The sequence below is a fragment of the Salipiger sp. CCB-MM3 genome (assembly GCF_001687105.1).
In the GTDB taxonomy this organism is placed as follows: domain Bacteria; phylum Pseudomonadota; class Alphaproteobacteria; order Rhodobacterales; family Rhodobacteraceae; genus Salipiger.
Genome location: NZ_CP014595.1, coordinates 1,476,845 through 1,503,122, shown reverse-complemented (window position 1 = coordinate 1,503,122; position 26,278 = coordinate 1,476,845). Strand labels below are relative to the sequence as shown.

Sequence of the window (26,278 nt, the reverse complement as noted above, 5' to 3'; positions counted from 1 at the left end):
GCTATTGCCCGCCGCGGGACCGCCGGATCTCGCGGACCAGCGTTTCCGCCCCGAGGCTGGCGCGGAAATGCGCCTCCACATGGGCGCGGCCCGCCACGCTGAAACGCTCGGCGCTCTCGGGGTTCTGCGCCAGATCGCGGATCGCCCGCGCCAGCGCCGTCGGATCCTTCGGCGGCACCAGCTTGCCGGTGTGCCCCGCCTCGATCAGCTCGTTCACGCCGCCCGCATCGGTGCCGATCACCGGCACGCCGCAGGCCATCGCCTCCATATAGGCCACGCCAAGCGGCTCGTGCCACGAGGCCAGCACGAAGACATGCGCCGCCAGCAGCTTCTCCTTCACCTCACCGGCGTCGATCGCCCCCAGCAGCTTCACGTGGTCCTGCAGCCGCAGCTTGCGCAGATGTGCCTCCAGAACCTGCCGGTAGCCGGTGCCGCCCGCGTCATCCTCGCCGGCGATCTCGAGCCGCACGTCGACGCCCTGATCCAGCAGCTGGCGAATCGCCGACATCAGGTCCTGATGGCCCTTCACCACATTGAGCCGCCCGCAAGAGAACAGCCGGATCGGGCGGCCCTTCTGCGGCGGCTCATAGGGCGTCTCGCGGCGCAGGATCTCGGTATCGACCCCCATCGGCCGGATTTCCATATGCGGCGGCAGATGCCCGTGCAACTGGCTCTGGACCTCATCCATCAGGCGATGGGTGATCACCGTTGCAAAGGCCGCGCCGCGCCATTTCATCTTCTGGCCATGGCCGTAATCCGACAGCGGCCCGTGCAGGGTCAGCGAATAGGGCACACCGCCAAGCCGCCGGGCCAGCGTCGCCACCAGCGCGGCGCGGCCACAGCTGTGCACATGCACATGATCGAGCGAATGTTCTTCGCAATAGGCGCGCAGGGTCTCGGCGGCCGAGAGCGTCACGGCGATATCCGGGGCAAAGCGCGGGCCTTCGCGCAGCAGGTCACGCGGCAGGCCGCGTCCGATCAGCTTGGCCAGCGCGCCCGCGGCACTGAGCGGTCGGACCTCGCCAAGGTAAGTCGTGCGCGCGATCGCATCCTGCGACCAGCTGTGCGCGATCAGCGCGGTCGGCGGCAGCCGCGTCGACAGAAGATGCACCTCGTGGCCCATCGCCTCGAGCGCGCGCACTTCGCGCCAGTAGAAAATATGCGTCTGCCCCGGGAATTGGGGCACGAGATACCCGATCCGAAGTTTCTGCGGCACTCGTCCCCCCAACTCTCCCAGAGGATCCACGAATCCGCCGGTGAACACGTTACACTTGCTTATGATCATTCTTTGGCCACAGTTGACTGGCAATTCCACCCTGCCACGGTGCAGGAAGTGCTGATGTGTGGCGTCCTTGGTACGGATCATGAGTGTTCACGAGTCTTCTCTTCCCGGCAATCCGGCGCTTTCCGTCATTCTGCCAGCCAGCAATGAAGGCGCGGTTATCGCGCGCTGCCTGAGGGCGCTGCTGGCCTCGGACTGGACCGCCGCCGCCCCGCCCGAGATTGTGGTGATCGCAAATGGCTGCCGTGACGACACCGCGGCGCAGGCGCGGGCGCTTGTGCCCGAGGCCGAGGCGCGTGGCTGGAGCCTGCGGGTGATCGAGATCTCAAAGGGCGACAAGCTCGGCGCGCTCAACGCCGGTGACGCGGCGGCGCGGGGCAGGCTGCGGGTCTATCTCGATGCCGATGTCACCGTCAGCCCGCCGCTTCTGGCGCAGCTGCAGGACGCGCTCGCCGGGCCGGGCGCGCGCTATGCCAGCGGCACGCTTCGGATCACCGGCGAGGGCTGGGCGGCCCGCGCCTATGCCCGGATCTGGCGGCAGGTGCCCTTCATGGCGCGCGGCGTGCCCGGCTGCGGTGTCTTTGCCGTCAATGCCGAGGGCCGTGCCCGCTGGCAGGAGTTTCCCGACATCATCTCGGACGATACCTTCGTGCGCCTCAGCTTCACCCCCGCCGAGCGCAGCGCCGTGCCCGCCACCTATGAGTGGCCGATCGCCGAGGGGCTGGCGGCGCTGATCCGCGTGCGCCGCCGTCAGGATGCGGGCGTCGCGCAGGTCGGCACGCTGTTCCCGCGGCTGCTGCGCAACGACGACAAGCTGCCCTTCGGCGCGGGCGGCAAGCTTCGGATGGCGCTGCGCGACCCGCTGGGCTTTGCGGTCTATTCGGGCGTCGCGCTGATGGTCCGGCTGACCCCGCAACGCGCACCAGAATGGAGCCGCGGGCGATGAGCACGGCGATCTGGCAAAGATTTTCGGGCAGTTCCCTCTCGGCCCGCGCCCTGCGCTCCTCGGTGCTGACCGTCGGCAGCTTCGGCTTTTCGCAGGCGCTGCGGCTGGGCGGCAACTTGATCCTCACCCGGCTGCTGTTCCCCGAGGCTTTCGGGCTCATGGCGCTGGTCTCGGTCTTCCTGATGGGGCTGGTGCAATTCTCGGATGTGGGCGTCACCCCGGCGATCCTGCAAAGCAAGCGCGGCGACGACCGCGACTTCCTCGACACCGCATGGACGCTGCAGGTGCTGCGCGGCATCGGCCTGTGGCTGACCGCCTGCGCGCTGGCATGGCCGATGGCGCAAATCTACGACGAGCCGCAGCTGATGCAGTTTCTGCCCGTTGCCGGGCTGGCGCTGCTGATCGCGGGCTTCCGGCCCACGCGCATGGACACCGCGAACCGCCATCTGATGCTGGGCCGGGTCACGCTGCTGGAGCTTGGCACGCAAACGGTTGGTGTCGGCAGCGCGGTGCTGCTGGCATGGGCCACCGGATCGGTCTGGGCCTTGGTGGTGTCGGGGCTGCTCAGCACGCTGTTCGAGCTTATCGCCAATTCGCTGCTGCTGGCCGGGGGGCGCAACCGCTTCCGCTGGGAGCCCGAGGCGCGGGCTGAACTGGTAAATTTCGGCAAGTGGATCTTCCTGTCGACGGTCTGCGGCTTCTTCTTCAGTCAGGGCGACAAGCTGCTGATCGGCAAATACCTCAGCCTCGAGCGCTTTGGCGTCTACAACATCGGCTATTTCCTCGCCTCCTTCCCGATGCTCCTCGGCGGCATGGTGACGCGCAAGATCCTCATTCCGATCTATCGCGAGACTCCGCCACGCAAGAGCCGCGAGAACTTTTTGCGGCTGCGCAAGATGCGCTTTGCCGTGACCGGCCCGCTGCTGGTGCTGGTGGCGAGCTTTGCCGTCAGCGGCCACTGGCTGGTCGATCTGATGTATGACGAACGCTATTTGGCGGCGGGCGCGGTGACGGTGATCATCGCCTGCATGCAAATGCCGCAGATTGTTGTGCAGACCTATGATCAGGCGGCGCTGGCGGCAGGCGACAGCCGCAGCTTCTTTGTGCTGGCGCTGGCGCGCGCGGTGCTGATGATCGGCTGCATTCTCGTGGGGCTGGAAACCTATGGGCTGATCGGCGCGTTGCTGGGCTATGGGGCGGCGTTCCTGCTGTCTTATCCGGTGGTCGTCTGGCTGGCGCGCCGCATGGGCGTCTGGGACCCGCTGCATGACCTGTGCTTCGCGCTGCTTGGCGCGGCTCTGGCGCTGCTGGCGGCGGCGCTCAACTGGCCCGCGATCAGCGCATTGGTGGCGTCCGGGGCCTGAGTCTCCGTTCGGGGACCCGCCGGGTCATCCGGCTAGGTCATCTGCTGGGGCGCAGACAGGCGGTGCGGGCACTGCTAAGGTGCGATGCAGGGACAGTGGCGCGACAGGGCGTGGTTTGTTGCCGGATGGGGGCCGGGCACGCCAATTCGCGCCCAATTTTCTCCGTATTCGGCCTTTACCACGCGGGATGTCGCGGGTTTGCGAGTGAGGATTGGTTTTGGACGTTCAGCACGACATTGCACGGACCTCGGCCAACCCCGGCGCCGAGACGGACATCGCCATTGTCGGCATGGCCGCGCATCTTCCCGGGGCCGCCGACATTGCCGCCTATTGGGACAACCTGCGCGAAGGCCGCCGTTCCATCCGCCGCTTCACCGAAGAGGAACTGCGCGCCGCGGGCGAGGATCCGGGTCTGCTGCGCCACCGCGACTATGTGCCCTTCGGCGCGCCGCTCGACGGTTTCGAGATGTTTGACGCCGAGTTCTTTGGCTTTGCCCCCAAAGACGCGGCGATCATGGATCCGCAGCACCGGCAGTTCCTTGAAACTGCATGGGAGGCGCTGGAAAGCGCCGGTCACGTGCCCGAGAATTTCGAAGGGCCGGTCGGCGTCTTCGGCGGCGTCGGCATGGGCAGCTATTTCTACGTCAACCTGTGCTCGAACCCCGATCTGGTCGACAGCACCGGCATGTTCCTGCTGCGCCATACCGGCAACGACAAGGACTTCCTGACCACCCGCCTCAGCTATGTGCTCGATCTGCACGGGCCCTCGGTCAATGTGCAGACCGCCTGTTCCACCTCGCTTGTCGCCACCCATTTCGCCGTGCAGGCGCTGCTCAACGGCGAATGCGACATGGCGCTGGCGGGCGGGGTGACGATCGAACTGCCGCAGATGCGCGGCTATCTCTACCGCGAGAACGAGATCCTCTCGCCCGACGGCGAATGCCACGCCTTCGACCACCGCGCGCAGGGCACGGTCTTTGGCTCTGGCGCCGGGGTGGTGGTGCTGCGCCGTCTGGCCGATGCGCAGCGGGACGGCGATCACATCTGGGCGGTGATCAAAGGCTCTGCCATCAACAACGACGGCGCGGGCAAGGCGGGCTATCTGGCGCCGTCGGTGGACGGTCAGGCCCAAGCCATCGCCGAGGCGCAGGCCGTGGCGGGCATCAGTGCCGACACGGTGGAGTATGTCGAATGCCACGGCACCGGCACCTATCTGGGCGATCCCATCGAGGTGGCCGCGCTGACGCAGGCCTTCTCGGAAAGCGGCTCTAAACAGGGCCATTGCCGCATCGGTTCGGTCAAAACCAACATCGGCCATCTCGACACCGCCGCCGGTGTGGCGAGCCTGATCAAGACCTCGCTGGCGCTGCATCACGGGCAGATGCCGCCCTCGCTGGGCTTCGAGGCTCCCAACCCGGCCATCGATTTCGAAAACTCTCCCTTTGTGGTGAACGACAGGCTCACCGCATGGCAGCGCAGCGACCATCCGCGCCGCGCCGGGGTCAACTCGCTGGGCGTCGGCGGCACCAATGCGCATGTGGTGCTGGAAGAGGCGCCGCTGCGCCCCGCGTCCGAAGCCAGCGACTGGCCGTTCCAGATCCTCACGCTTTCGGGGCGCAGCAAGGCGGCGCTGGACGAGAACGCGAAACGCCTCGCCGCGCATCTGCGCGCCCACCCCGAGCAGCCGCTCGCCGATGTGGCCTTCACGCTCAAAGAGGGCCGCCGCGCCTTTGAAAAGCGCCGTATCGTCGTCGCTGAAAACCATGAAGAAGCGGCGCGCCTGCTCGAAGAAGACAGCCCCCGCCGCGTGCATTCGCATAGCGTGCTTGATCGCCCCGACGTGGCCTTCCTGTTCCCCGGCGGCGGTGCGCAATACGCCGGGATGGCGCGCGATCTTTACGAAACAGAGCCTGTTTTCGCCGATTGGATGGATCGCGGCCTGACCGCGCTTGCCGAGATCACCGATGCTGACATCCGCGCGCTCTGGCTGCCCAAGCCCGACGCCAAAGCCGCCGCCGATGAGGCGCTGAAAAAGCCATCGCTGCAGCTGCCGCTCATTCTGATCTGCGAGGTGGCGCTGGCCAAGCTCTGGATCAGCTGGGGCATCACCCCCGCCGCGCTCTCGGGCCATTCCATGGGCGAGAACACCGCCGCCTGTATCGCCGGGGTGATGAGCTTTGAAGATTGCATCGGCCTCGTGCATCTGCGCGGGCGGCTCTTTGACACGGTGCCCGCGGGCGGCATGCTCTCGGTCAGCCTTCCGGCGGAAAAGCTGCAGGGCTATCTTGGGGATGATCTCGATCTCGGTGCGGTCAACGCGCCCGAGCTGTCGGTGGCCTCTGGCCCCGCAGAGGCTCTGAAATCCCTTGAACAGAGACTGAAAGCAGAGGGCATCGACTGCCAGCGCATCGCCATCGACATCGCCGCGCACAGCCGCATGCTCGAGCCGATCCTTGATCAGTTCCGCGCCTATCTGCGCTCCATCGACCTCAGCCCGCCGCAGATCCCGCTGACCTCGAACCGCAGCGGCGCGTGGATGACCGACGCAGAGGCCACCAGCCCCGATTATTGGGTCGAGCATCTGCGCGGCACCGTCCTTTTCGCCGACTGTGTCGCCACGCTGGCCGAGACGCAGAACCGTGTCTTCCTCGAGGTCGGACCGGGCAAGGCGCTGTCGTCGCTGGCCCGCCAGCATCCCGATGTGCCGGGTCAGCAGGTGCTGAGCTCGCTGCGCCATCCTGACGAGCAGATCGGCGACGACAGGTTCATGTTCGAAGTGCTGGGCCGCCTGTGGGCGCTGGGCGCAGAGATCGACTGGGGTCAGGTCTGGGGCGATGCCCGCCGCAATCGCGTGGTGCTGCCCAGCTATGCCTTCCAGCGCGCGCCCTATTTCATCGCGCCGGGCAAGGCGCAGACCGCCAGCGCGCCGCAGTTCCTGATGCGCAGCGATGACATCTCGGGCTGGGGCTGGGCACCGCATTGGCGGCCGCGCGCCGCCGAGACGCCGGTCGATGTGACCGACGACCTCGCCAGTGCAGAGCCGCAGGTCTGGCTGATGTTCATGGACGAGGCCGGGCTCGCCGCCCGCTGCGCCGCGCGTCTCAGCGCCGCCGGGCATGAGGTGATCGAGGTGCGCCCCGGCGATGCCTTCACGCGCCTGTCCGACCGCTCTTATATCCTGCCGCCCGAGCGCGGGCGCGAGGGCTATGATCTGCTGCTGCAGGACCTGTCCCTGCGCGGCCATGTGCCGACCCGCATCGCGCATTTCTGGCTGGTCACCGAGGGCGAGAGGCATCGCCCCGGCTCCAGCTTCTTTCACCGGGTGCAGGAGCAGGGGTTCTATTCGCTGCTCTTTCTCGCGCAGGCCATCGCCGAGGAAAACCTGCCGCGCCCGCTGCCGCTGACGGTGCTGACCACCGGCGCGGCGAAGCTGCGGGACGAGGCCTTCGTGCATCCCGGCAAGGCGACCATCGCCGGCCCCGCCCGCGTCATTCCGCGCGAACTGCCGGGGGTGAGCGCGCTGACGCTGGATCTGATGCTGCCAGAGCCCGCGCAGGGCGGGCTGCTGACCCGCCGCAAGGCCGAGGCGGCGCGCGAGGCCGCCTTCACGCAGCTGACCGATCTGGTGCTCGAGGATCTGCTGGCCGAGCCCAAGGATGCCAGCGCCGCGCTGCGCGGCGGACGCCGTTTCGAATGCGCCATGAAGCCGGTGCCGCTGCCGGAAGGTGCGCCGCAGCCGGGGCCGGGCACCTATCTGCTCACCGGCGGTTTCGGCGGCATTGGCCTGTCGCTGGGCATGGCCTTCGCCCAACATGGCGCCAAGCTGGTGCTCGTCGCCCGCCGTGCGCTGCCCGCGCGCGCGGACTGGCCCGACTACCTCGCCCGCCACGCGCCGCAGGATCCGCTCGCCCGCCGCATCCGCGCGGTGCAGGCGCTGGAAGAGGCCGGGGCCGAGGTCTTGGTCATCGCCGCCGACGTCTGCAACCGCGCGCAACTGCAGGCGGTGCGCGAGGCCGCCGAGGCGCGCTTTGGCCGGATCACCGGGGTCATCCACGGCGCCGGGGTCATCGACGACGCGCCGCTGCTGACCAAGACGTCCGCCTCGGTCGAGGATGTCTTCACGCCAAAGATCCACGGCACGCAGGTGCTGGGCGAGGTCTTCCCCGATGGTGCCTGCGACTGGATGGTGCTGTTCTCGTCGTCCTCCACCGTCACCGCGCCCGCAGGGCAGGTGGATTACGTCGCCGCCAACGCCTATCTCAACGCCTTCGCCGAGGCCCGCGCCGGGGGCAAGACCCGGGTCACCGCGATCAATTGGGGCATCTGGAACGAGGTCGGCATGGCCGCCGAGGCGGTGGCCGCGCGCAGCGGCGATCTGCCCGAGCCGCCGGTCGAGCCCACCGGCCTGCCGCTGCTGGGCGATGCCACCTTCGACGCCCATGGCAACCGTCTCTTCACCAGCACGCTCTCTGCCGATGACTGGATCATCGACGAGCACCGCACCCGCGCCGGGAACGCGCTGCTGCCCGGCACCGGCTATCTGACCCTTGCCGCCCACGCGCTGAAGGCGCAGCGCGAGGAACAGCCTTTCGAGATTCGCGACCTGTCGTTCCTGCGCCCGCTGCGGGTGAGCGAGGGCGGCAGCCGGGACATGCGCCTGCGCCTGACCCGCAAGGACGAAGGCTATGGCTTCGAAGTGCTGGCCGATGCCACGCTGGGCGGGCGCCGCGGCTTTGCGCTCACCGCGCAGGCCACGCTGGCGCTGCTGCCCATGGCGCGCCCGGCACTGCTTGATCTTTCGGCCATCCGCGCCCGCTGCGCCGCGCCGATGCGCGCGCCTCAGGGCAGCAAGCTGGTGGCCGCGCAGGAGGTGCAGCTTGACTTCGGGCCGCGTTGGAAGGTGCTGGACGCGCGTGCGCTGGGGCAGGGCGAGGGCATCGCCGAGCTGTCGCTTGCGCCCGAGGCGGCGCAGGACGGCTGCCTGCTGCATCCGGCGCTGCTGGACATCGCCACCGGCTGGGCGATGGAGCTGATCGAGGGCTGGCAGCCCACGCATCTGTGGGTGCCCGTCTCTTACGCCCGCGTCCGCGTGCACGCGCCACTGCCGGATCGCATCGTCTCGTGGGTGCGCAATGCCGCAGGCAACCGCGCCGAGGCCGAGACCGCCAGTTTCGACGTCACGCTCTGCGCCCCCGATGGCGCCGTGCTGATGGAAATCTCGGGCTTCACGATCCGCCGCCTCGCTTCGCCCGATCTGCTGCAGAGCCCGCCGCGGCTCACCGCCGCCGAGCTTGAGGTTGACGAGGGCAGCGCCGCGCAGCCGCTCTCTGCCGCCGAGGAACGGCTCGCCCACAACCTCAGCCAGGGCATCCTGCCCGCCGAAGGGGTCGAGGCCTTTGCCCGCGCGCTGCAGCTTGGGCTGCCGCAGGTGGTGGTCTCGTCGATGGATCTGGATCAGCTGACCCGGCAGACCGCCGCTTCGACCGCCGAAAAGGCCGAGGGTCAGAAGTTCGACCGCCCGCAGCTCGACGGCGATTTCGTCGCGCCCGAGGGCGAGATCGAGCGCACGCTGGCGGGCTTCTGGGAGGATCTGCTGGGCGTGCAGAACGTCGGGGCCGAAGACAGTTTCTTTGACCTCGGCGGCCACAGCCTGATCGCCGTGCGGCTCTTTGCCATGGTCAAAAAGGCCTTCCGCGTCGATTTCCCGATCTCCGTGCTGTTCGAGGCGCCGACGATCCGCACATGCGCCGCGCTCATCGCCGCGCAGACCGGGCACAGCGGCGATATGGGCGACACGAGCGCGACAAAACCCGCCGCGCCCGAGCGCCGCTTCACCCATCTGGTGCCGATGCACAACGGCGAGGGCGGGCCGCGCACGCCCTTCTTCCTCGTGGCGGGGATGTTCGGCAATGTGCTCAACCTGCGCCACCTCGCGCATCTGCTGGGCGCAGACCGTCCGTTCTATGGCCTGCAGGCCAAGGGGCTTTACGGCGGCGAGGCCCCGCATGACAGCATCGAAGCGACGGCCCGCGACTATATCGCCGAGATGCGGCAGGTGCAGCCCGAAGGCCCCTATATGGTCGGCGGCTTCTCTGGCGGCGGCATCACCGCCTATGAGATCGCCCGCCAGCTTGAAGCGATGGGCGAGGAGGTCTCGCTCTGCGTCCTGCTCGACACGCCGCTGCCCACGCGCCGCCCGCTGGAGCGCGCCGACCGGCTGCGCATCCAATGGCAGGAGGCCAGGGCCAAGGGCGCGCTTTACCCGCTGATCTGGGCCCGCAACCGCATCCGCTGGGAGATCGCCAAGCGCCGCACCAGCGCAGAGACCGCCACCCAGCACGCCTTCCACAATGCCGAGATCGAGGCCGCCTTCCTTGCCGCCGTGGCGCGCTATGAGGTGCGGCCGTGGCAGGGCAACCTCGTGCTCTACCGCCCGCCGCTGGTCGGCAAATGGCGGGTCGGCGGCGGCCGCATGGTGAACTCTGAACGCGCCTATGTGCTGGAGGACAACGACTGGCGGCAGTTCGTGCCGCATGTGGCGGTGCATGAAGTGCCGGGCGACCATGATTCCATGGTGCTGGAGCCCAATGTGCGGGTGCTGGCGGCGCAGATGCGGCAGGCCATCGCCGAGGCCGAAGCGGGCCACCTCGGCAGTGCCGTGCTGCCCTTCGCCAGCCCCCATGCGGCGGAGTAGGGCCACCCATGTCCAACCTGTCTGACCTGCCTAGCGTCCTCATCGTCTCGCTCAACTACCGCACGCCGCAGATGACCCTGCGCTCGGTGCGTGCGGCGCTGCGCGCGATGGACGGGCTGCGGGCCGAGCTTGTGATCGTCGACAACGACAGCGGCGACGGATCTTACGAGGTGATGAAGCAGGCGCTCGATACCGAAACCTGGGCGCAGGGCGCGCCGCTGCGGCTGATCCGCTCGGAGCGCAACGGCGGCTTCGGCGCGGGCAATAATATCGGCATCCGCGCTGGCCTGAGCGATGGCAGCCGCCCCGACTACGTCTATCTGCTGAACTCCGATGCCTTCCCCGCGCCAGAGGCGATCCGCGCGCTGCTGGCGCATCTCGAGGCGCATCCCGAGGCGGGCTTTGCCGGCAGCTACATCCATGGCGAGGATGGCGCGGCGCATATGACCGCCTTCCGCTTCCCGTCGATCGCCTCCGAGTTCGAAGGCGCCATCCGCTTTGGCCCGGTCTCGCGGCTGCTGCGGCGCAAGGTGGTGCCGATGCCTGTCCCCGCGGGGACACAGGCGGTGGACTGGCTGGCCGGGGCCTCGATCATGATGCGGCAAAGCGTGCTGGATCAGATCGGCCTCTTTGACGAGGCCTTCTTCCTCTACTTCGAGGAAACCGAGCTTTGTCTGCGCGCCGCCCGCGCCGGACACGCAACCCACTACGTGCGCGGCAGCGAGGTGATGCACATCGGCTCGGTCTCCACGGGGATGAAGCGCTGGTCGCGGATTCCCGGTTTCTGGCTCGACAGCCGTTGGCACTATTTTTCCAAGACCCGCGGGCGCGGCTATGCGGCGGCGGCGACGCTGGCGCATCTGGCGGGCGGGCTCATGTGGCGGCTGCGCCGGGTGCTGCAGCGCAAACCGCGGGTCGATCCGCCGCATTTCCTGCGCGACCTCGCGTGGCATGACCTAAAGGCACTGGTCCGGCCCGGACCGGCCCGCGCCGTCCCCGCGGGGACAGCCCGCAGAGCGGCGAAAGTGGAGTGAACGTGATGGCCAAGTTTTCCTCTGTCGTGATCGGCAATGAATCCCTGCTGGTGCATTGCGGCGCCAAGCTGCTGCAGGCCGGGCACGAGATCAAAGCCGTGGTGACCCGCAATCCCGAGATCACGGCATGGGCGCAGGCCGCTGGGCTGGCGACCGTCGCCCCCGGTGCCGGGCTGGAGGCCCGCCTGCCGCGCGGTTTCGACTATCTGCTGTCGATCTCTAATCTGGACATTATTCCCGCCGCTGTTCTGGCGCTGCCAGCCAAGGGCGCGGTGAACTTCCATGATGGTCCGCTGCCGCGCCACGCCGGGCTCAACGCGCCGGTCTGGGCGCTGATCGAGGGCGAGACCCGCCACGGCATCAGTTGGCACATGATCGAGGGCGGCGTCGACGAGGGCGATATCCTTGCCGCGCGCGGCTTCGACATCTCGGCCAGCGACACGGCGCTGACGCTGAACGCAAAGGCCTTCGAGGCCGGGATCGACAGTTTCGACGCGGTGATCGAACAGCTTGCACACGGGCTGAAGCGGGTGCTGCAGGATCTGTCGCTGCGCAGCTATCACGCGCTGGCCGACCGGCCTGCGGGGCATGGTCTGCTGGATTTCACCAAGCCCGCCACCGATCTGGCGCGGCTGGTGCGGGCGCTGGATCACGGCGGGTATTTCAACCCGCTGTCGATGCCCAAGGTGTTTTCGAACGGGGCTTTCTGGAACGTCGGCACGGCCAAGGGGATCGAAGGGCGCGGCGCGCCGGGCGAGATCCTCGAGGCCACCGACGACCATCTGACCGTGGCCTGCGGCAGTGGCGCGCTGCGGCTGGCGCATTTCTCTTATCCCTGCGGGGCTTTGGCCCCCGTGGCGCTGGTCGGCACGCCGGGCGGCACGATGCAGGCGCTACCCGCCGAGGACCGCGCCCGCATCGACACCGCGATCCGCACCGTCGCGCCGCATGAGGCGCATTGGCGCGGCAAGCTCGCGACGCTGCGGCCTTTCGAGATGCCGGGGCTGGGCAAGGCGTCGGGCGAGATCACCAGCCGCCCGCTGTCGCTGGGCGAGGCCGATCTGGCTGCCACCGTCGCGACCTTTGCCGCGCGGCATGACGAGCATGGGGCCTGCGACATCGCCGTCTCGGGCATCATGCTGAACAGCCTCGCGCTGAGCGGCATCATCCTGCCTTGGGTGCCGCTGCGGGTCGAGGCCAGCGGCGATGCGGCGGCGCTGCAGGCGCAGATGGCCGAGGCCATCGCCGAGGCGCGCAAGCGCAAGGGGCTCGCAAAAGACCTGCCCGCCCGCGCGCCGGAACTGACCGGGGCCCCGCAGGTGCCGCATCTGGGGCTGAGCCTTGCGGGCGGGATGATCCCCGGCACCGTGCTGACTGTTGAGGAGACGGCGGGCGGCGCGCTGCTGCATGCGGACACCGGGCGGATCAGACCGGCGCAGGCCGAACTGATCGCCGCGCGGCTGGAACTGATCGCCGCGCAACTGGCCCAAGGCGCGCAGCCTGCATCACTGCCGGTGCTGCCCGAGGCCGAGCGCGCCATGGTGGTGGACCTGTGGAACGCCACCGGGGTGGAGCATGACCGCAGCCTGACCATGCAGAGCGCCTTTGAGGCGCAGGTGGCGCGCAGCCCCGAGGCCGTCGCGCTGGTCTTTGAGGGGCAGAGCCTGAGCTACGCCGACCTTGACGCGCGGGCCAACCGCGCGGCGCATGTGCTGCAGGGCATGGGGGTGGGGCCGGGCGTCGTGGCGGGGCTCTGTACCCGCCGGTCGGTCGATCTGCTTGTCGGCGCGCTGGCGATCCTCAAGGCGGGCGGGGCCTATCTGCCGCTCGATCCCGCCTATCCGGCGGACCGGCTGCAGCACTATATCTCGGACAGCCGCGCCCCGGTGATCGTCACGCAATCGGCGCTGGCGGAAACGCTGCCCGAACATGGCGCGGATCTGCTGCTGCTCGACGCCGATCCGCGGCTGGCGCAGGCCCCCGCCGCGCGCCCCGAGACGACCAGCGCGCCCGAGGATATCGCTTATCTGATCTACACCAGCGGCTCGACCGGCACGCCCAAGGGGGTGATGGTCGAACAGCGCAACGTGGTGAACTTCTTCACCGGCATGGACGCGGTGGTACCGCATGTCCCCGCGGGGACATGGCTCGCCGTGACCAGCCTCAGCTTCGACATCTCGGTGCTGGAGCTGTTCTACACGCTGGCGCGCGGCTTCAAGGTGGTGCTGACCTCGGACGAGGATCGCGGGCTGATCTCGAACGGGCCGATGCCGCTGTCGGACCAGCGCATGGAGTTCTCGCTCTACTATTGGGGCAATGACGATGGCGTCGGTCGTGACAAATACCGGCTGCTGCTGGAGGGCGCGAAGTTCGGCGACAAGCACGGGTTCTGCGCGGTCTGGACGCCCGAGCGGCATTTCCACGCCTTCGGCGGGCCCTATCCCAACCCCTCGGTGACCGGCGCTGCGGTGGCGGCAGTGACCGAGAATTTGGCCGTGCGTTCAGGGTCGGTCGTCTCGCCGCTGCACCACCCGGCGCGGATCACCGAGGAATGGGCGGTGATCGACAATCTGACCAACGGCCGGGCAGGGCTGGCGCTGGCCTCGGGCTGGCAGCCCGATGACTTCGTGCTGCGGCCCGAAAACACGCCGCCGGACAACAAACGCGCCGTGATCGAGAATATTTCCCAAATTCGGGATCTGTGGTCCGGCAAGCCCGTGCCGTTCCCGCGCAAGGATGGCTCGATGTTCGACGTAGTGACCCAGCCGCGCCCGGTGTCGAAAGACCTGCCGCTCTGGCTGACCGTCGCCGGCAACCCGCAGACGTGGAAGGATGCGGGCACCCATGGCTGCAACGTGCTGACCCACCTGCTGGGCCAGAGCATCGACGATGTGGCCGAGATGATCCGTCTCTACCATGCGGCGCTGCGCGAGGCCGGGCGCGATCCGAAGGATTTCACCGTCACGCTGATGCTGCACAGCTTTGTTGCAGACACCCGTGACGAGGCGCGCGAGATCGCCCGCGGCCCGATGCGCGAATACCTGCGGTCGGCGGCGGCGCTGATCAAGCAATACGCATGGGCCTTCCCGGCGTTCAAACGCCCGAAAGGGGTGAACAACGCCTTCGATCTGGACCTCGACATTCTGGAGCCGGACGACCTTGAGGCCATTCTGGATTTCGCCTTCGAGCGGTATTTCAACGAAAGCGGGCTCTTCGGCACGGTCGAGGACGCGCTGGAACGGACCGAGCAGCTCAAACGCATCGGCGTGGGCGAGATCGCCTGCCTGATCGACTATGGCATCCCCGTGGATAGGGTGCTGGAGGGGCTGAAGCCGCTGGCCGAGGTGGTGAAGCGGGCGAATGTGGCGCCGGAACTGGCCGAGGATGATTTCTCGATCGCCGCGCAGATTCTGCGCCATGGGGTCACCCATATGCAGTGCACGCCCTCGATGGCGCGGATGATCGCGATGAACGACGAGGCGCGCTTTGCGCTGTCGAAGGTGGATCATCTGTTCCTTGGCGGCGAGCCGCTGCCCGGCGCGCTGGTCGAGGAGTTCGGGCGGATCACCGACGCTTCGGTGACCAATATGTACGGGCCCACCGAGACGACGATCTGGTCCTCGACCGAGGATGCGCGCGCCGCCGAGGGTGTGGTGAACATCGGCCTGCCGCTGGCGAACCAGCAGCTTTACGTGCTGGATGAGGCGCAGCAGCCGGTGGGCGTGGGTGTGCCCGGCGAGTTGTGGATCGGCGGCGAGGGTGTGACGCGCGGCTATTGGGACCGCGAGGAACTCACCGCCGAGCGCTTCGTGTCCAACCCGTTCCACGCAGGCCGCATGTACCGCACCGGCGATCTGGTGCGGCGGCGCATGGACGGGCGGATCGACTTTATCGGGCGCGTCGACAACCAGGTGAAGCTGCGCGGCTACCGGATCGAGCTTGGCGAGATCGAGGCGGTCATGGAGGCGCAGCCGGGCATCGCGCAGGCCGTGGTGGTCGCGCGCGAAGATACGCCCGGCGATCTGCGGCTGGTGGGCTATTACACCGCGCCCGCGCCGGTGAACGACGCGGCGCTGCGGGCCGAGATGGGCAAGGGGTTGCCTGCCTTCATGGTGCCGGCGCATTTCGTCGCGCTGGAGAGCTTCCCGCTGACCCCGAACAAGAAGGTCGACCGCAAGGCGCTGCCCGCGCCGGTGGCGCGCAAGCCTGTGGCCGCGCCGCGTCCGGCCGCGCCCGCGCCCGCGCAGCCTGCGGCAGCCAGTGCCGCGCCCGATCAAGCCAGTGCCGCCGATACCGGCAAGGTGCAGGCCGCGATTGCCGAGATCTGGCAGGCGGTGCTGGGCGTGCAGGGGATTTCGGGGCGCGACAATTTCTTCGAGCTGGGCGGCCATTCGCTGCTGGCGGTTCAGGCGCATCGCGCGATCCGCGACGATCTGGGCGCGCGGGGGCTGTCGATCACCGATATCTTCCGCTTCCCGGTGCTGGAGGATCTGGCCGGGCGTGTCGCCGGTCTTGGCTCCGGCTCGGGCACCGGTTCCGGCTCGGGCAAAGCGCCGCGCCCGAGGGTCGCAGCCCCGGCGCCTGCGGCGGCGAAAGCGGTTGCGCCCGAGCCCGTCGCCGAGACGGCCAGCGATGCGGCTCCGGCACAGCCGATGAACGAACGCGCCCGCGCGCGGTCCGACGCGATGGCCCGGCGGCGCGAGATGCGCGCGCGGCGCAGCGCCTGAGATGGCCGGGGCCGCCGATCTTCGCGACCTTCTGACCCGCGTGGCGCTGCCCGAGGGGGTGGTCTGGGCGGTCTCGGAGCCGACCGAAGATCTGTCGGAGCTTTACCCCGTCGAGCGCGAGGCGATGTCCCGCGCGGTGCCCGCCAGACGGGCGGAGTTCGCCGGGGGAAGGCTCGCGGCGCGGGCGGCCCTGCGCCAGCTTGGCCTGCCGGATCTGGCGATCCCCAAGGCCGAGGACCGCGCGCCGGTCTGGCCGGGCGGGGTGGTGGCCAGCATCACCCATGCCGGGGGCATCTGCCTTGCGATGGCGGCGCGGGCGCAAGACTGGCGCGCGCTTGGCATCGACCTCGAACTTGATGCGCCGATGGAGCCGCGGCTCATTCCGGCGATCGCCAGCGTGCCGGAGCTTTCCCGCCTCAGCCCGCTGCCTTTCGAACGCGCTGGGGTGCGGATCTTCAGCGCTAAGGAAGCCGCCTATAAGGCGCAATACCCGCTGACCCGCAGCCTGTTCGGATTTGAGGCGATGGAATCGCTGCTTCCTGATCCTCGGATGCGAATGGTGGCGGAAATGGGGCTAGGGCGCGGCACCCTATTTCCAATGCTTCAGATCGCCGAATTGGGCCTCATTCTGTCCGTATGCGCCGTTTCGCACCGCTGATGCGCGGAAATCCCTCGCTTTATGACCTAAATGTGTTCGTGATCCCGGTTCTGGACACGAAGTGTTTCCCAAAACGCCCCGAATAAACGTGGCATAAACGGGGCATCTTCGGTAATTTGTGACGTGAAAGAGGCGTCTTTGCCGCTGGCCCTTGTTTGTTTCTGCCAGCGCGGGGCACCGCTTTTCGAGCACAGCGGGGGCGCTTTGCGGGAGTGTAGTTTATGAACCAGTTCCAATCGTTTGACGAAGTGTTGTCCGCACTGCGCCGCCGCTTCGGCCTGATCTTTCTGGTGTTCGTTCTGGGCACCGGGATTTCCGTGTTCTTCGCGCTGAATCAGCCCAAGCTTTATGAGGCGACGGCAGTAGTTCAGATCGAAGACGCGCAGGTCGCGCCCACCACGACCAACCCCGCCACCGTGTCCGAGGATGCCTCGCGCCGGGTGCAGCTGATCGAGCAGCGGATCATGTCGCGCGACAACCTCGTGCGGATCATGGAAAAGCATAACCTGTTCAGCAACATCCCCAATATGACGGTGAACGAGCGCGTGTTTAACATGCGCAAGGCCGCCACGATCGAAGAGATCCAGTCGGGCAACCCGGCCTATGGCCAGCCGCGCATGCCGTCGGGGCTGATGATCACTGTGCGTCTCGATGATCCGCAGAAGGCCGCCGATCTGGCCAATGAGCTGATGCAGTCGGTGATCGACCAGTCGCGCAACCGCAGTGAGACGCGTGCCCGCGACGCGCTGGCCTTCTTCGAGGCTGAAGAAGCGCGGGTCGAGACGCAGATCGAGGCGATGGACGCCCGTATTGCCGACTTCAAGCAGAAGAACTCCGAGGCGCTGCCGTCGGGCCTTGCCGCGATGCGGGACCAACTGGCGACGCTTGAGGACAACAAGCTCGATCTCGACCGGGACATCGTTGCGCTCGACGCCAATTCCTCGCGGCAGCGCGAAGATGTGCTGACCCGTCAGCTGGCCCTGCTGCAAGAGCAGAAGCAGCTGATCACCGCGCGCATCGCCTCGCTTGAGGACACCATCCGCCGCGCCCCCGAGGTCGAGCGTACGCTCAACGGGCTGGAGCGCGAGCGCACCCAACTGCAGGACCAATACAGCGTCATCACCCGCCGCAAGGCGGATGCCGAGATGGGCCAGATGCTCGAGGATCGTCAGCAGTCGGACCGTTTCGAAGTGCTGGAAACGGCGCTGGTGCCCGAGGTCGCGGCCTCGCAGAGCCGCCGCAAGCTGGTGGCCGTGGGTGCCATTGCCAGCCTCTTTGCCGGGCTGATCACCGGCTTTGTCGCCGAGATGATGAACCCCGCGCTGCGCACCGCCAGCCAGATGGAGCGGGTGCTGGGCGTGCAGCCTGTGGTGGCGATCCCGCCGGTGAAGACCCGCCGCGACCGCCGCCGCAAGGGGCTGGGGATCGTGGCGCTGCTGCTGGCCTTGGCGGCGCTGATCTTTGGCATCCTGCGCGTGCTGGGCGACCGGCTGCCGCTGATCGAGCGGTTCCTGCCGCGCGTCGGGGCCTGATCCGCCCACGATTGAGTTTTCGGATGTGAAAAGAGCCGGGCGAGGGATCGCCCGGCTCTTTTTCGTTGGGTCAGTGCTGGCAGTGCGGCACGCTCAATACTGGTATTTCTTGAGCTCCGTGCCCTCGGCCTTGTTCAGCACCATCCCCAGCAGCGGCGTCGAGGTGCCGAGCCTGCGCTCGACCTCGCGAATCTCGCGCTCGGTGGTGATGCCGCCGCCGACCACCAGCAGCACGCCGTCGATCTGCGGGCGGAAGGCCAGCACGTCGTCGTAGTAAAGCGCGGGCGGCAGGTCGAAGAGCATCACATCCGGCTGCAGCCGCGCCTCGATCGAAGTCAGCACTTCGGCGGTGGCCGGAGCGTTCAGCAGTTCGGCGGCATAGGGCTCGATCACCTCGTTGAAGCCGAAGGCGATGTCGTGCCCGGCGTGGATGTGGTTCTCTCCCATGCGCATCAGATGCGCCTCGGGCGAGATCGCGCCGCGCAGCAGCGCACCCATGCAGCCCGGCGCGCGGACGCCCATTGCCTTGTGCAGCGACGGGTTGCGCAGGTCGAGGTCCATCAGCATGGCGCGCAGACCCTCCTGCCGCGACAGGCTGATCGCGAGGTTGGCGGCGGTGAAAGTCTTGCCGCATCCCTTGCTGGGCGAGGTGATGCCGACGCGGGTCCAGCCGTTTTCGGCGAGCGCCTGCGTCAGCCGCGTGCGCAGCACGTCAAAGGCGGCATGGGCCGGATCTTCGCGGTTGGCGGTGATGATGCGGTTGCGTTCGAGATGATCGCTGTCGATCTCGAAGACCGGAAGCTGATCCCACAGCAGCGTGGCCTGCGGTGCCGGACGCCGGGTGACGGCGCGGCGCGGCGGGCGGGCCGGTGCCTCCGCAGCGGGCGGAACGGTCTGAGCGGGGGCAAGCTGTTCGGCAGAGGCAGCAGGAGCGGTGGGCCGAAGGCTGGCAAGCTCGCGCCGCGCAGCCTCCATCTCGGCCTGCTCGCGTTCGGCCTGCTCTTGCGCGGCCCGTTCTCTCTCGGCCTGCTCGCGTTCGGCCTCTTCGGCCTGACGGCGTACCCGGACCTGCGCGGCGGCACGGGCCTCTTCGGCGTCGCGGTCGGCACGGCGGCGGGCGAGACGCTCTTCACGGCGCTCGAGCGGAAGGATCGGGGGATCCTCCGGCGTCTCTTCGCTCCGCTTCCGACGGCGGAATCTCCGGCGTTCTACCATACTCGTCTCTCCGCACCGCACGGGCAGGGGCGCTGCCGGATCCGTTCCGGCGGCGCGTCTCGCACCTGCCGTGGAACTATACCGCTCTTTGTCCTGCCTTGTCTCGCTGGGGCCGCTGGGCCCCGGCGCGCGCACTCGATATTTACCTTCGTCCCCAGAACACCATTCGATTCGGTCAAGAATGAGGTGAAATTGCGGGGATTGTTCACGATCCGTGGCAGCCCCATGAGGCCGACTCGGCGTGCCTAGAAGCCAAAGAGATTGGCCTGCGTGATCGCCTTTTCAAGTAAGACGGCGCGATCCGCCTCGGGCTGCCAGCCGAGCACGCGCTTGGGCTTGTCGTTGACGAACGGCGAGAAATGCGCCCGGCTTTGCCAGTCGGCGCGCGAGGGGCGCACCAGCCCGCGCTTGCGCAGCGCGTATTTCTTCAGCCCGTATTTCACCGCGTCGCTGGCGTAGAAGACGTTGAGGTTGCCTGAACTGACGCGGATGCGCGCGCCCAGCGTTTCGTGGATCGCGTCGAAATAGTCGCGGGCGCTCAGCATCGGCTCGCCCACGAGGTTGAAGCTCTCGCCCACCGCGCCGGGATGTTCGCCCATCCGCATCAGCCCCTCGGCGACATCGTCGATCAGCACGAAGGGCAGGATGTTCTTGCCCGGCCCCCAGATGCGCACCGCGCCCGCGCCATGCCAGCGCCCGATGCCCCAGTGCTGCAGCGGCCCGCCATGGCCGACCACGATGCCGGGGCGGGCGATGGTGACGGGCAGGCCGCGCTCGCGGTGCAGCTTCATCAACTGCCGTTCGCATTCGGCCTTGGAGCGGGCGTAGAGGTTGCGGTCCGACATATCCTTGGGAAAGCGGGTCTCTTCGGTGATCTGCACGCCCGGATCGGACATATCGTAGCTGGCGATCGTGCCGGTGTAGACGAGGCGCTTCACCCCGGCTTTCTCGCAGGCCATGGCGATGCGGGTGGCGACACCCACGTCGTTCACCAGCGCCTCGGCCCATGTCTTTTCCAGCGAGCGGGCAAGGTTGTAGACCACGTCGATGCCCTGCATCGCCTCGGTCAGCGCATCGAGATCATGCAGCGAGACGCCCACCGTCTCGACCTGATCGGGCAGATCGGGGAAGGGGCCATGGCGACCGCGCGACAGCACCCGCACGTCGTGGCCCTCTGCCACCAGCTTGCGGGTCAGCGCGCGCCCGATAAAGCCGGTGCCGCCGATCACCATGGCGGTGGGCTGCGGCTTGCGGCTCTGCACGGCGGGGGCCTTCACCTCCAGCGCCTCGGGCGGCAGCTTGGCGATGGCGGCGTCGATGGCCTGCATCACCTGCACCGCGCTCTCGGCGGAAAAGCGGGCGTCCTGCGGCTTGCCCCGCGCCAGCGCGCCATAGACCGCCGCGCACATGCCCCGGAAGCTTTGCGCATAGGGGCCTTTCTGGTTCAGCGAGGCGGTTTGCACGGCGGCGTTGCGCAGGCCTTCGCGCAGATGCTGCCAGCCGAGGTCCACCTGTCTGCGCAGCGGGTTCACGATGAGGTCCGAGGCGTTCTCGCGGTCCACCACAAGCGTGTCGGCCGCATAGTCGAGCCGCGCCCGCCCCGAGGAGCCGCGCAGGGTGACCGAGCGGTCATCGACCGTTTCGACCATCGACAGGCTGAAGGTGATCTCGACACCGCCTGCGCGCGCGAGGATGCGGAAACCCTGCGGGCGCGGATCATCGCCGGGCAGCGGGACGGGTTTCGTCGCCTCGGCGTAGAGCACCTCGAGCGGGCCGAAGAGATCGACGGCGAAGGCGAAGGGATGCGGCCCCAGTTCCAGCAGCAAGTTCTTGGGCTCGCGCAGCAGCCACAGGTTGAAAGGCCCCGAGCGCAGCGGCGCCAGCGGCAGCGCCCAGCTGATCTCGGCCTGCGAGACGCGGCCATAATCGCCCGCCCGCAGCGCCTCTTTCATCCGCACATAAGAGGGCAGGCCAAGGAAGTTGTGCCCGGGGTGAAAGCGTTTGCCCGCCGCCTCGGCAGCGGCGGCGATGGCGCGGGTTTCGTCAAGGCTCACCGCCACCGGCTTTTCCACCAGCACATGCAGCCCGGCCTTCAGGCATTGCTGCGCCAAGGCGGCATGCAGATGCGGCGGGGTGAGGATATGCACCGCGTCGCAGGCACCGCTTTCGATCAGCGCCTCGACTGTGCCGAAGACCTGCGCGCCATGCGGCAGCGCCAGCCCTTCGGCGGCGGGCTGCGAGAGGTCGCAGACGGCGGCGACCACCGCGTCCTCGGTCGCGGCCAGCGCATCGGCGTGCCAGCTTGCGATATAGCCTGCGCCGATGAGGCCGACGCGAATGGGTTGCGGCTTTGACCAAGGTTGGGGCATGGCGGGGGTCCTTACTTATACTCGATCAGGCGCATCGGTGCCTGCCGCAGGCGCCGCCAATGGTAGGTGGCCATGCCGACGAGATTGGGAAACTTCGAAAGGGTGAGCAGCAGCGCGTGGCGGCGTGCCTCGGGGACGGGCAGCCCCTCGCGGCGCAGGCCGCGCGCGGTGCGGGCCCAGTTGAGCGGATAGGCGGCGAGCACCAGCAGCGCCAGCGGCCCGACGATCAGCAGGCCAAGCAGGAGCAGCAGCGGCAGGCCAAGCGCATAGACCAGCGCGCGCTTGCGCTCTGTGGTGAAATACTCGGGGTGCAGATGGCCGACCTGCGCAAACCCGTGGCCGGTGCGCACAGCGCGGCGCCACCATTGCGAGAAGCGGGTCATCGCGGCGTCATGGCGGGTCATCTCGTGGGGGATGCGTTCGAGCGTCCACCCGGCCTTGCGCAGGCGGGTACAGAACTCGTCATCCTCGGCGGCGATCACCGTGGGATCGAAGCCGCCGACCTCGGCAAAAGCCTCGGCGCGCACCATCATGTCGCCGCCACAGGCGAGGATCTCGCCCGCCGGGCGGCGCCACTCCACGTCGCAGAGCTGGTTGTAGAGGCTGGCGTCGCGGTGGATCTCTGAGCGCCAGCCGGTGACCATACCGATCTGCGGGTTGGCCCGCAGATGGGCGCGAGCAGCCTGCAGGTAGCCGGGCACGAGCGCGCAATCGCCGTCGATGAATTGCACCAGCTGCGGATCGTCCAGCGCGGCATATCCCGCGTTGCGGGCGCGGGCGGCGGTGAAGGGCGTGGAAAGGTCGAGCTGGACAACGCGCGCCCCGGCCTTGCGTGCGGCCTCGACGCTGCCGTCGGTCGAGCCGCTGTCCACATAGACCAACTGCCGCGCCTGTCCCTGCACCGAGCCGAGCGCCGCGACCAGCCGCACGCCCTCATTGCGGCCGATGAGAACCACGTCCACCTCGCTCATGCCGAGCCCTCGCTGAAGAGGGCCGAAAGCTTGGCGGCCTCGGTTTTGATGTCGAACTCGGCGATCACCTTGGCGCGGCCCGCGGCGCCCATGCGGCGGCGCGCGTCGGGATCGCTCAGCAGGCTGTCGAGCGCGGCGGCCAATGCGCCCGCCTCTCCGGGCGGCACCAGCAGGCCGCTTGCGCCATGCTCCACCAGTTCCGGCACCCCGGCGATGCGGGTGGTGACCACGGGAAGCTGCGCCGCCATCGCCTCCATCAGCACCACCGGCACGCCTTCGGCGAAGCTTGGCAGCACGAAGATGTCGGCGGCGCTCAGCGCCTCGGCGACCTCGGCCTGCGAGCGGTAGCCAAGGAACTCCACGCGCTGTGTAAGGCCCAGTTCGGCGGCCTTGCGTTCGAGCGCGCCCCGCTCCGGCCCGTCGCCGATCAGCCGCAGGCGCAGGTCGGGATGGCGCGGGGCGAGATCCGCCAGCGCGCGCAGCAGCACCGGCACGCCCTTCACCCCGGCGAGCCGCCCGACGAAAAGCAGGCTCTGCCCGCTCTGCGCGGCGGGGGCATAGCGTTCGGGGTCGATGCCGCAATGCACGATCCGCAGTTTGGGCCAGTCGGCGGCATCGGCGAAACACATCAGTTGCGCGCGGCAATAGGCGCTGATGCAGGCGACAAACTGGGCGCGGCGGGTCTTTTCGTCGATGCGCCAGTGGTGCGGCTCAAAGAAGATGTCGGGGCCATGGATGGTGAAGCTGTAGGGAATGCCCGAAAGCTCGGAGGCCAGCATCGCGACGGTGCAGGAGGCCTTGGCGATATGGTTGTGCAGATGCTGCACGCCCGCCGCTGCCAGATGGTCGGCGAGCACCCCCGCTTCGGCGAAATAGATGAGGTTGTAGACGCGGCCCTTCAGCCCCTTGGGGGCCGTCCGCCACGCCAGCGCCAACGCGCGCAGGTAGCGCGAAGGGCTGCGCAGGCAGCGGGCATGGGCGCGCAGCAGCCGCAGCGGCGCGCGGCAGGCCTCCAGCACCTTGAAGGTCTGGGCATGTTCGGCGCGCTGCTCTGGGCCCACCAGATGCTCGGCCCCGGTGGTGCGGATCGAGCAGGTCAGCACCTCGTGCCCCATCGCGCGCAGCGCCGCCACCTCGCGCTGGATGAAGGTATCCGACGCGCGGGGGTATTCGCCGGTGAGATAGGCCAGCTTGGGGCGGCTCATTCGCGGCCCTCCTGCAACGCGCGGGCCATCAGCGTCTCAAACCGGGGCAGCGAGAGCGGGCCAAGCGCCGATAGAAGCGCGCGGTCCGGGTAGCGCAGGGGCATCATCCGCGCCTTCAGCGGAGCGACGCGCAGCAGCCCCGGCAGATGCGCCCTGAGCGGCGACAGGATCCGCGCCGCCGCCAGCCACAGCGGCCACGGCAGCGGCAGCACCAGCTTGGGCCAGCCCGACCCCGCATGGGCGCGCAGAAAGCGGGTACGGTCGGGGCGGTCGGGATCGACGATATTGAGCACCTGCGTGGCGCCGGGAGCGCGGCGCGCCGCCTGCAGCAGGCGCTTGGCCACATGGCCGACATGGGCCAAGGGCAGCTCGCCTTTGGTGCCGACGCGGATCAGCAGCGGCCCCAGCGCCGGCCCGAGATGGGCGTTCCACGTACGCCCCTCGCCAAAGATCGCGCCGGGGCGCAGGATCCACAGCGGCAGCCCGGAGGCGCGGCAGAGATCCTCCTGCGCCAGCTTGCCCGCGACATAGGGATCGCGCGCGGTCTGCACGGCCTCGAGCGGCAGCTTCTCGGTCACCGCGTCGCCGGGGGAGAGCCGCGCGGTGTCGTAGACGGCGATGGAACTGACCAGCACGAGGTGCAGCGGCAGCCCGTCGAGCGCCTGTAGCAGATGCCGCGTGCCGTCGATGGTGGCTGCCTCGACCGCCTCGGCATCGCCGCCCAGATGTGCGGCGGCATGGATCACCGCGCTGCAGCCCTCGGCGGCCTTGCGCAGCTCGGATACGCAGGCGGGATCCGACAGATCGGCGCGGCAGAGCGTGACGCCTTTCATCTGCGCCCAGCCCTCGGGCGGGGCCGCGCGCAGCACCGCGACCAGCTCGACCCCCTGTACGCGCGCCTCGGCCAGCACCGCGCGCCCGACGAAGCCGGTGGCGCCGGTGAGCAGGATGCGCGCCGTGCCCGCGCCCGCCGTCTGGCTGCTCAGCGCGCCCATGGCATCGGCTCCAGCGGTGCGCAGCGCGTGGTCATCGCCTGCGCGCCTGCGTCTTCGCCGGCGTTCTGGATCGCCAGCGTGACCTCGGTCAGATGCAGCGCGAACTCCGCCGACAGGCGGCACGGGCGGTTCTCGCGCAGCGCGTCCAGCATCTCGGCGGGGCCAAGCATGAAATTCATCGCCGCCGCGCCCCAGCGTTTCACCTTGGGGTGGGTGGGCTGTTTCAGCCGGATGCGGCGCGGGAAGGGGCTTTCCACCAGCCGCCGACGCAGGGTGCCGCGCTTGGCGAATTTCACCTTGGCGGCATTGTCCCACGAGGCCTCGCAGCTGAGCACGCCGCGGTCGCCGAAGATGCGGATGCCGTGGCCATGGCTGGCGACGATCGAGCAGGTGAGCCGGGTCACCGGGCCGTTCTCGAAGAACAGCGTGGCGACGGAAAGGTCGGGCGCGGTCGGGCCGAGGCCTGCCTTGTCGGGCAGCACTTCGGCAGAGGCCGCGACAACCTTGCGCACCGTGCCGAACCATCCGATCAGCCACGTCAGATAATAGCCCGCATGTTCCAGTGTGCAGCCGACACGGAATTCGTCCTCATAGGGCCATGGCGCGCCGCTCTCGCTGGTCCAACCCTGATAGGGCGCCTGCGGGATGAAACCGTCGTCAAGCTCGGCGTAGATGGCGCGCGGCGTGCCTGCGGTGCCTTCGCGCAGCGCGTGGCCTAGCGTCTGCGCCGCCTCGCCCAGCACCGAACAGGGCGCCGAGGCCAGCATCACGCCCCGCTCTGCGGCCAAAGCGTGCAAGGCGCGCGCCTGTTCGATTTCCATGGCGAGGGGCTTTTCGCAATAGACGTGGTGCCCGGCCTCCAGCAGCCGCCGGTTCAGCGCGTAATGCTCTGCCGGGTTGGTCAGGTTGAGCACGATGCAGTCGGCGGGCAGGGCGTTTATGAAGGCCTGCAGGTCCGGCTCGGCGCGCAGCTGCCAATGGGCGCAGAAACGGCTCAGGCGGGCGGCGTCGCGGTCATGCACCGAGTGCACAGTGAGGCCCGCCATCGCCTGCAGCGAGCGCAGGTAGAGATCCGCCACGAAGCCGCAGCCGAGAAGGGCGACCTGTCCCGTCATCGGCACCCTGCCAAGCGGCGGGGCGCACCGGCGCATTGCGCGGGGCGGGGGACGGGAAACAGCATCATTCGGCAACCTGGTTACGGATCATGAAAACGACGTCACGCTCATTCACCAGAGAAATTTGACCGAAATTCGGCGCGTTGCAGGAGAGTTTGCCGCTTTGCCGGG

General features: G+C 68.5%; 14 protein-coding genes. 7 read left to right on the top strand and 7 right to left on the bottom strand.

The annotated features are described in order from the left end of the window. Nucleotide 1 precedes the first annotated feature (1 nt). On the bottom strand, nt 2-1,216 hold the full coding sequence (gene epsE, locus AYJ57_RS07270) for an exopolysaccharide biosynthesis GT4 family glycosyltransferase EpsE (RefSeq protein ID WP_066103235.1): 1,215 nt from the start codon (nt 1,214-1,216) through the stop codon (nt 2-4). A 148-nt stretch (nt 1,217-1,364) separates the two neighbouring features. Here epsE and AYJ57_RS07265 point away from each other — a divergent pair, with 148 nt between their 5' ends. The 7 genes from AYJ57_RS07265 (at nt 1,365) to AYJ57_RS07235 (ending at nt 18,237) form a co-directional block, all read left to right on the top strand. Next, a complete protein-coding gene (locus AYJ57_RS07265) occupies nt 1,365-2,228 on the top strand; it encodes a glycosyltransferase (protein ID WP_066103232.1) in 864 nt (287 codons plus the stop codon). Then, complete coding sequence (locus AYJ57_RS07260) at nt 2,225-3,592, top strand: oligosaccharide flippase family protein (protein ID WP_066103229.1); 1,368 nt, start codon at nt 2,225-2,227, stop codon at nt 3,590-3,592. The genes AYJ57_RS07265 and AYJ57_RS07260 overlap by 4 nt, the downstream gene beginning before the upstream one ends. A gap of 289 nt (nt 3,593-3,881) precedes the next feature. Further along, nucleotides 3,882-10,286, top strand: a complete 6,405-nt coding sequence (locus AYJ57_RS07255; RefSeq protein ID WP_157374134.1) for a type I polyketide synthase — start codon at nt 3,882-3,884, stop codon at nt 10,284-10,286. A gap of 8 nt (nt 10,287-10,294) precedes the next feature. Further along, nucleotides 10,295-11,320, top strand: coding sequence for a glycosyltransferase family 2 protein (locus tag AYJ57_RS07250; RefSeq protein WP_066103223.1), 1,026 nt, complete (start codon nt 10,295-10,297; stop codon nt 11,318-11,320). Nucleotides 11,321-11,325: 5 nt separating this feature from the next. Continuing rightward, complete coding sequence (locus AYJ57_RS07245; protein ID WP_066103221.1) at nt 11,326-16,047, top strand: MupA/Atu3671 family FMN-dependent luciferase-like monooxygenase; 4,722 nt, start codon at nt 11,326-11,328, stop codon at nt 16,045-16,047. A 1-nt stretch (nt 16,048) separates the two neighbouring features. Beyond that, nucleotides 16,049-16,705, top strand: coding sequence for a 4'-phosphopantetheinyl transferase family protein (locus AYJ57_RS07240; RefSeq protein WP_066103218.1), 657 nt, complete (start codon nt 16,049-16,051; stop codon nt 16,703-16,705). Nucleotides 16,706-16,926: 221 nt separating this feature from the next. Next, a complete protein-coding gene (locus AYJ57_RS07235; RefSeq protein WP_066103215.1) occupies nt 16,927-18,237 on the top strand; it encodes a GumC family protein in 1,311 nt (436 codons plus the stop codon). Between the two features lie 93 nt (nt 18,238-18,330). Here the strand turns inward: AYJ57_RS07235 and AYJ57_RS07230 are convergent, their stop codons facing one another. The 6 genes from AYJ57_RS07230 to AYJ57_RS07205 all read right to left on the bottom strand — a co-directional run bounded on the left by AYJ57_RS07230 (nt 18,331) and on the right by AYJ57_RS07205 (nt 26,107). Next, nucleotides 18,331-19,452: a CpsD/CapB family tyrosine-protein kinase gene (locus tag AYJ57_RS07230; RefSeq protein WP_066103213.1), complete on the bottom strand. Its 1,122-nt coding sequence runs from the start codon at nt 19,450-19,452 to the stop codon at nt 18,331-18,333. A 245-nt stretch (nt 19,453-19,697) separates the two neighbouring features. Beyond that, nucleotides 19,698-21,821 (bottom strand): NAD-dependent epimerase/dehydratase family protein, encoded by a 2,124-nt coding sequence (locus AYJ57_RS07225; RefSeq protein WP_066103210.1) that lies wholly within the window; start codon nt 21,819-21,821, stop codon nt 19,698-19,700. Nucleotides 21,822-21,832: 11 nt separating this feature from the next. Further along, nucleotides 21,833-22,792, bottom strand: coding sequence for a glycosyltransferase (locus AYJ57_RS07220; protein ID WP_066103208.1), 960 nt, complete (start codon nt 22,790-22,792; stop codon nt 21,833-21,835). Beyond that, the gene (locus AYJ57_RS07215; RefSeq protein ID WP_066103205.1) at nt 22,789-23,997 is read right to left on the bottom strand and encodes a glycosyltransferase; all 1,209 of its coding nucleotides are present in this window, start codon (nt 23,995-23,997) and stop codon (nt 22,789-22,791) included. Before AYJ57_RS07215 ends, AYJ57_RS07220 begins: the two co-directional genes overlap by 4 nt. Next, nucleotides 23,994-24,992, bottom strand: a complete 999-nt coding sequence (locus tag AYJ57_RS07210; RefSeq protein ID WP_066103202.1) for an NAD-dependent epimerase/dehydratase family protein — start codon at nt 24,990-24,992, stop codon at nt 23,994-23,996. The genes AYJ57_RS07215 and AYJ57_RS07210 overlap by 4 nt, the downstream gene beginning before the upstream one ends. Beyond that, complete coding sequence (locus tag AYJ57_RS07205) at nt 24,980-26,107, bottom strand: Gfo/Idh/MocA family protein (RefSeq protein ID WP_066103199.1); 1,128 nt, start codon at nt 26,105-26,107, stop codon at nt 24,980-24,982. Before AYJ57_RS07205 ends, AYJ57_RS07210 begins: the two co-directional genes overlap by 13 nt. Nucleotides 26,108-26,278: the final 171 nt, after the last annotated feature.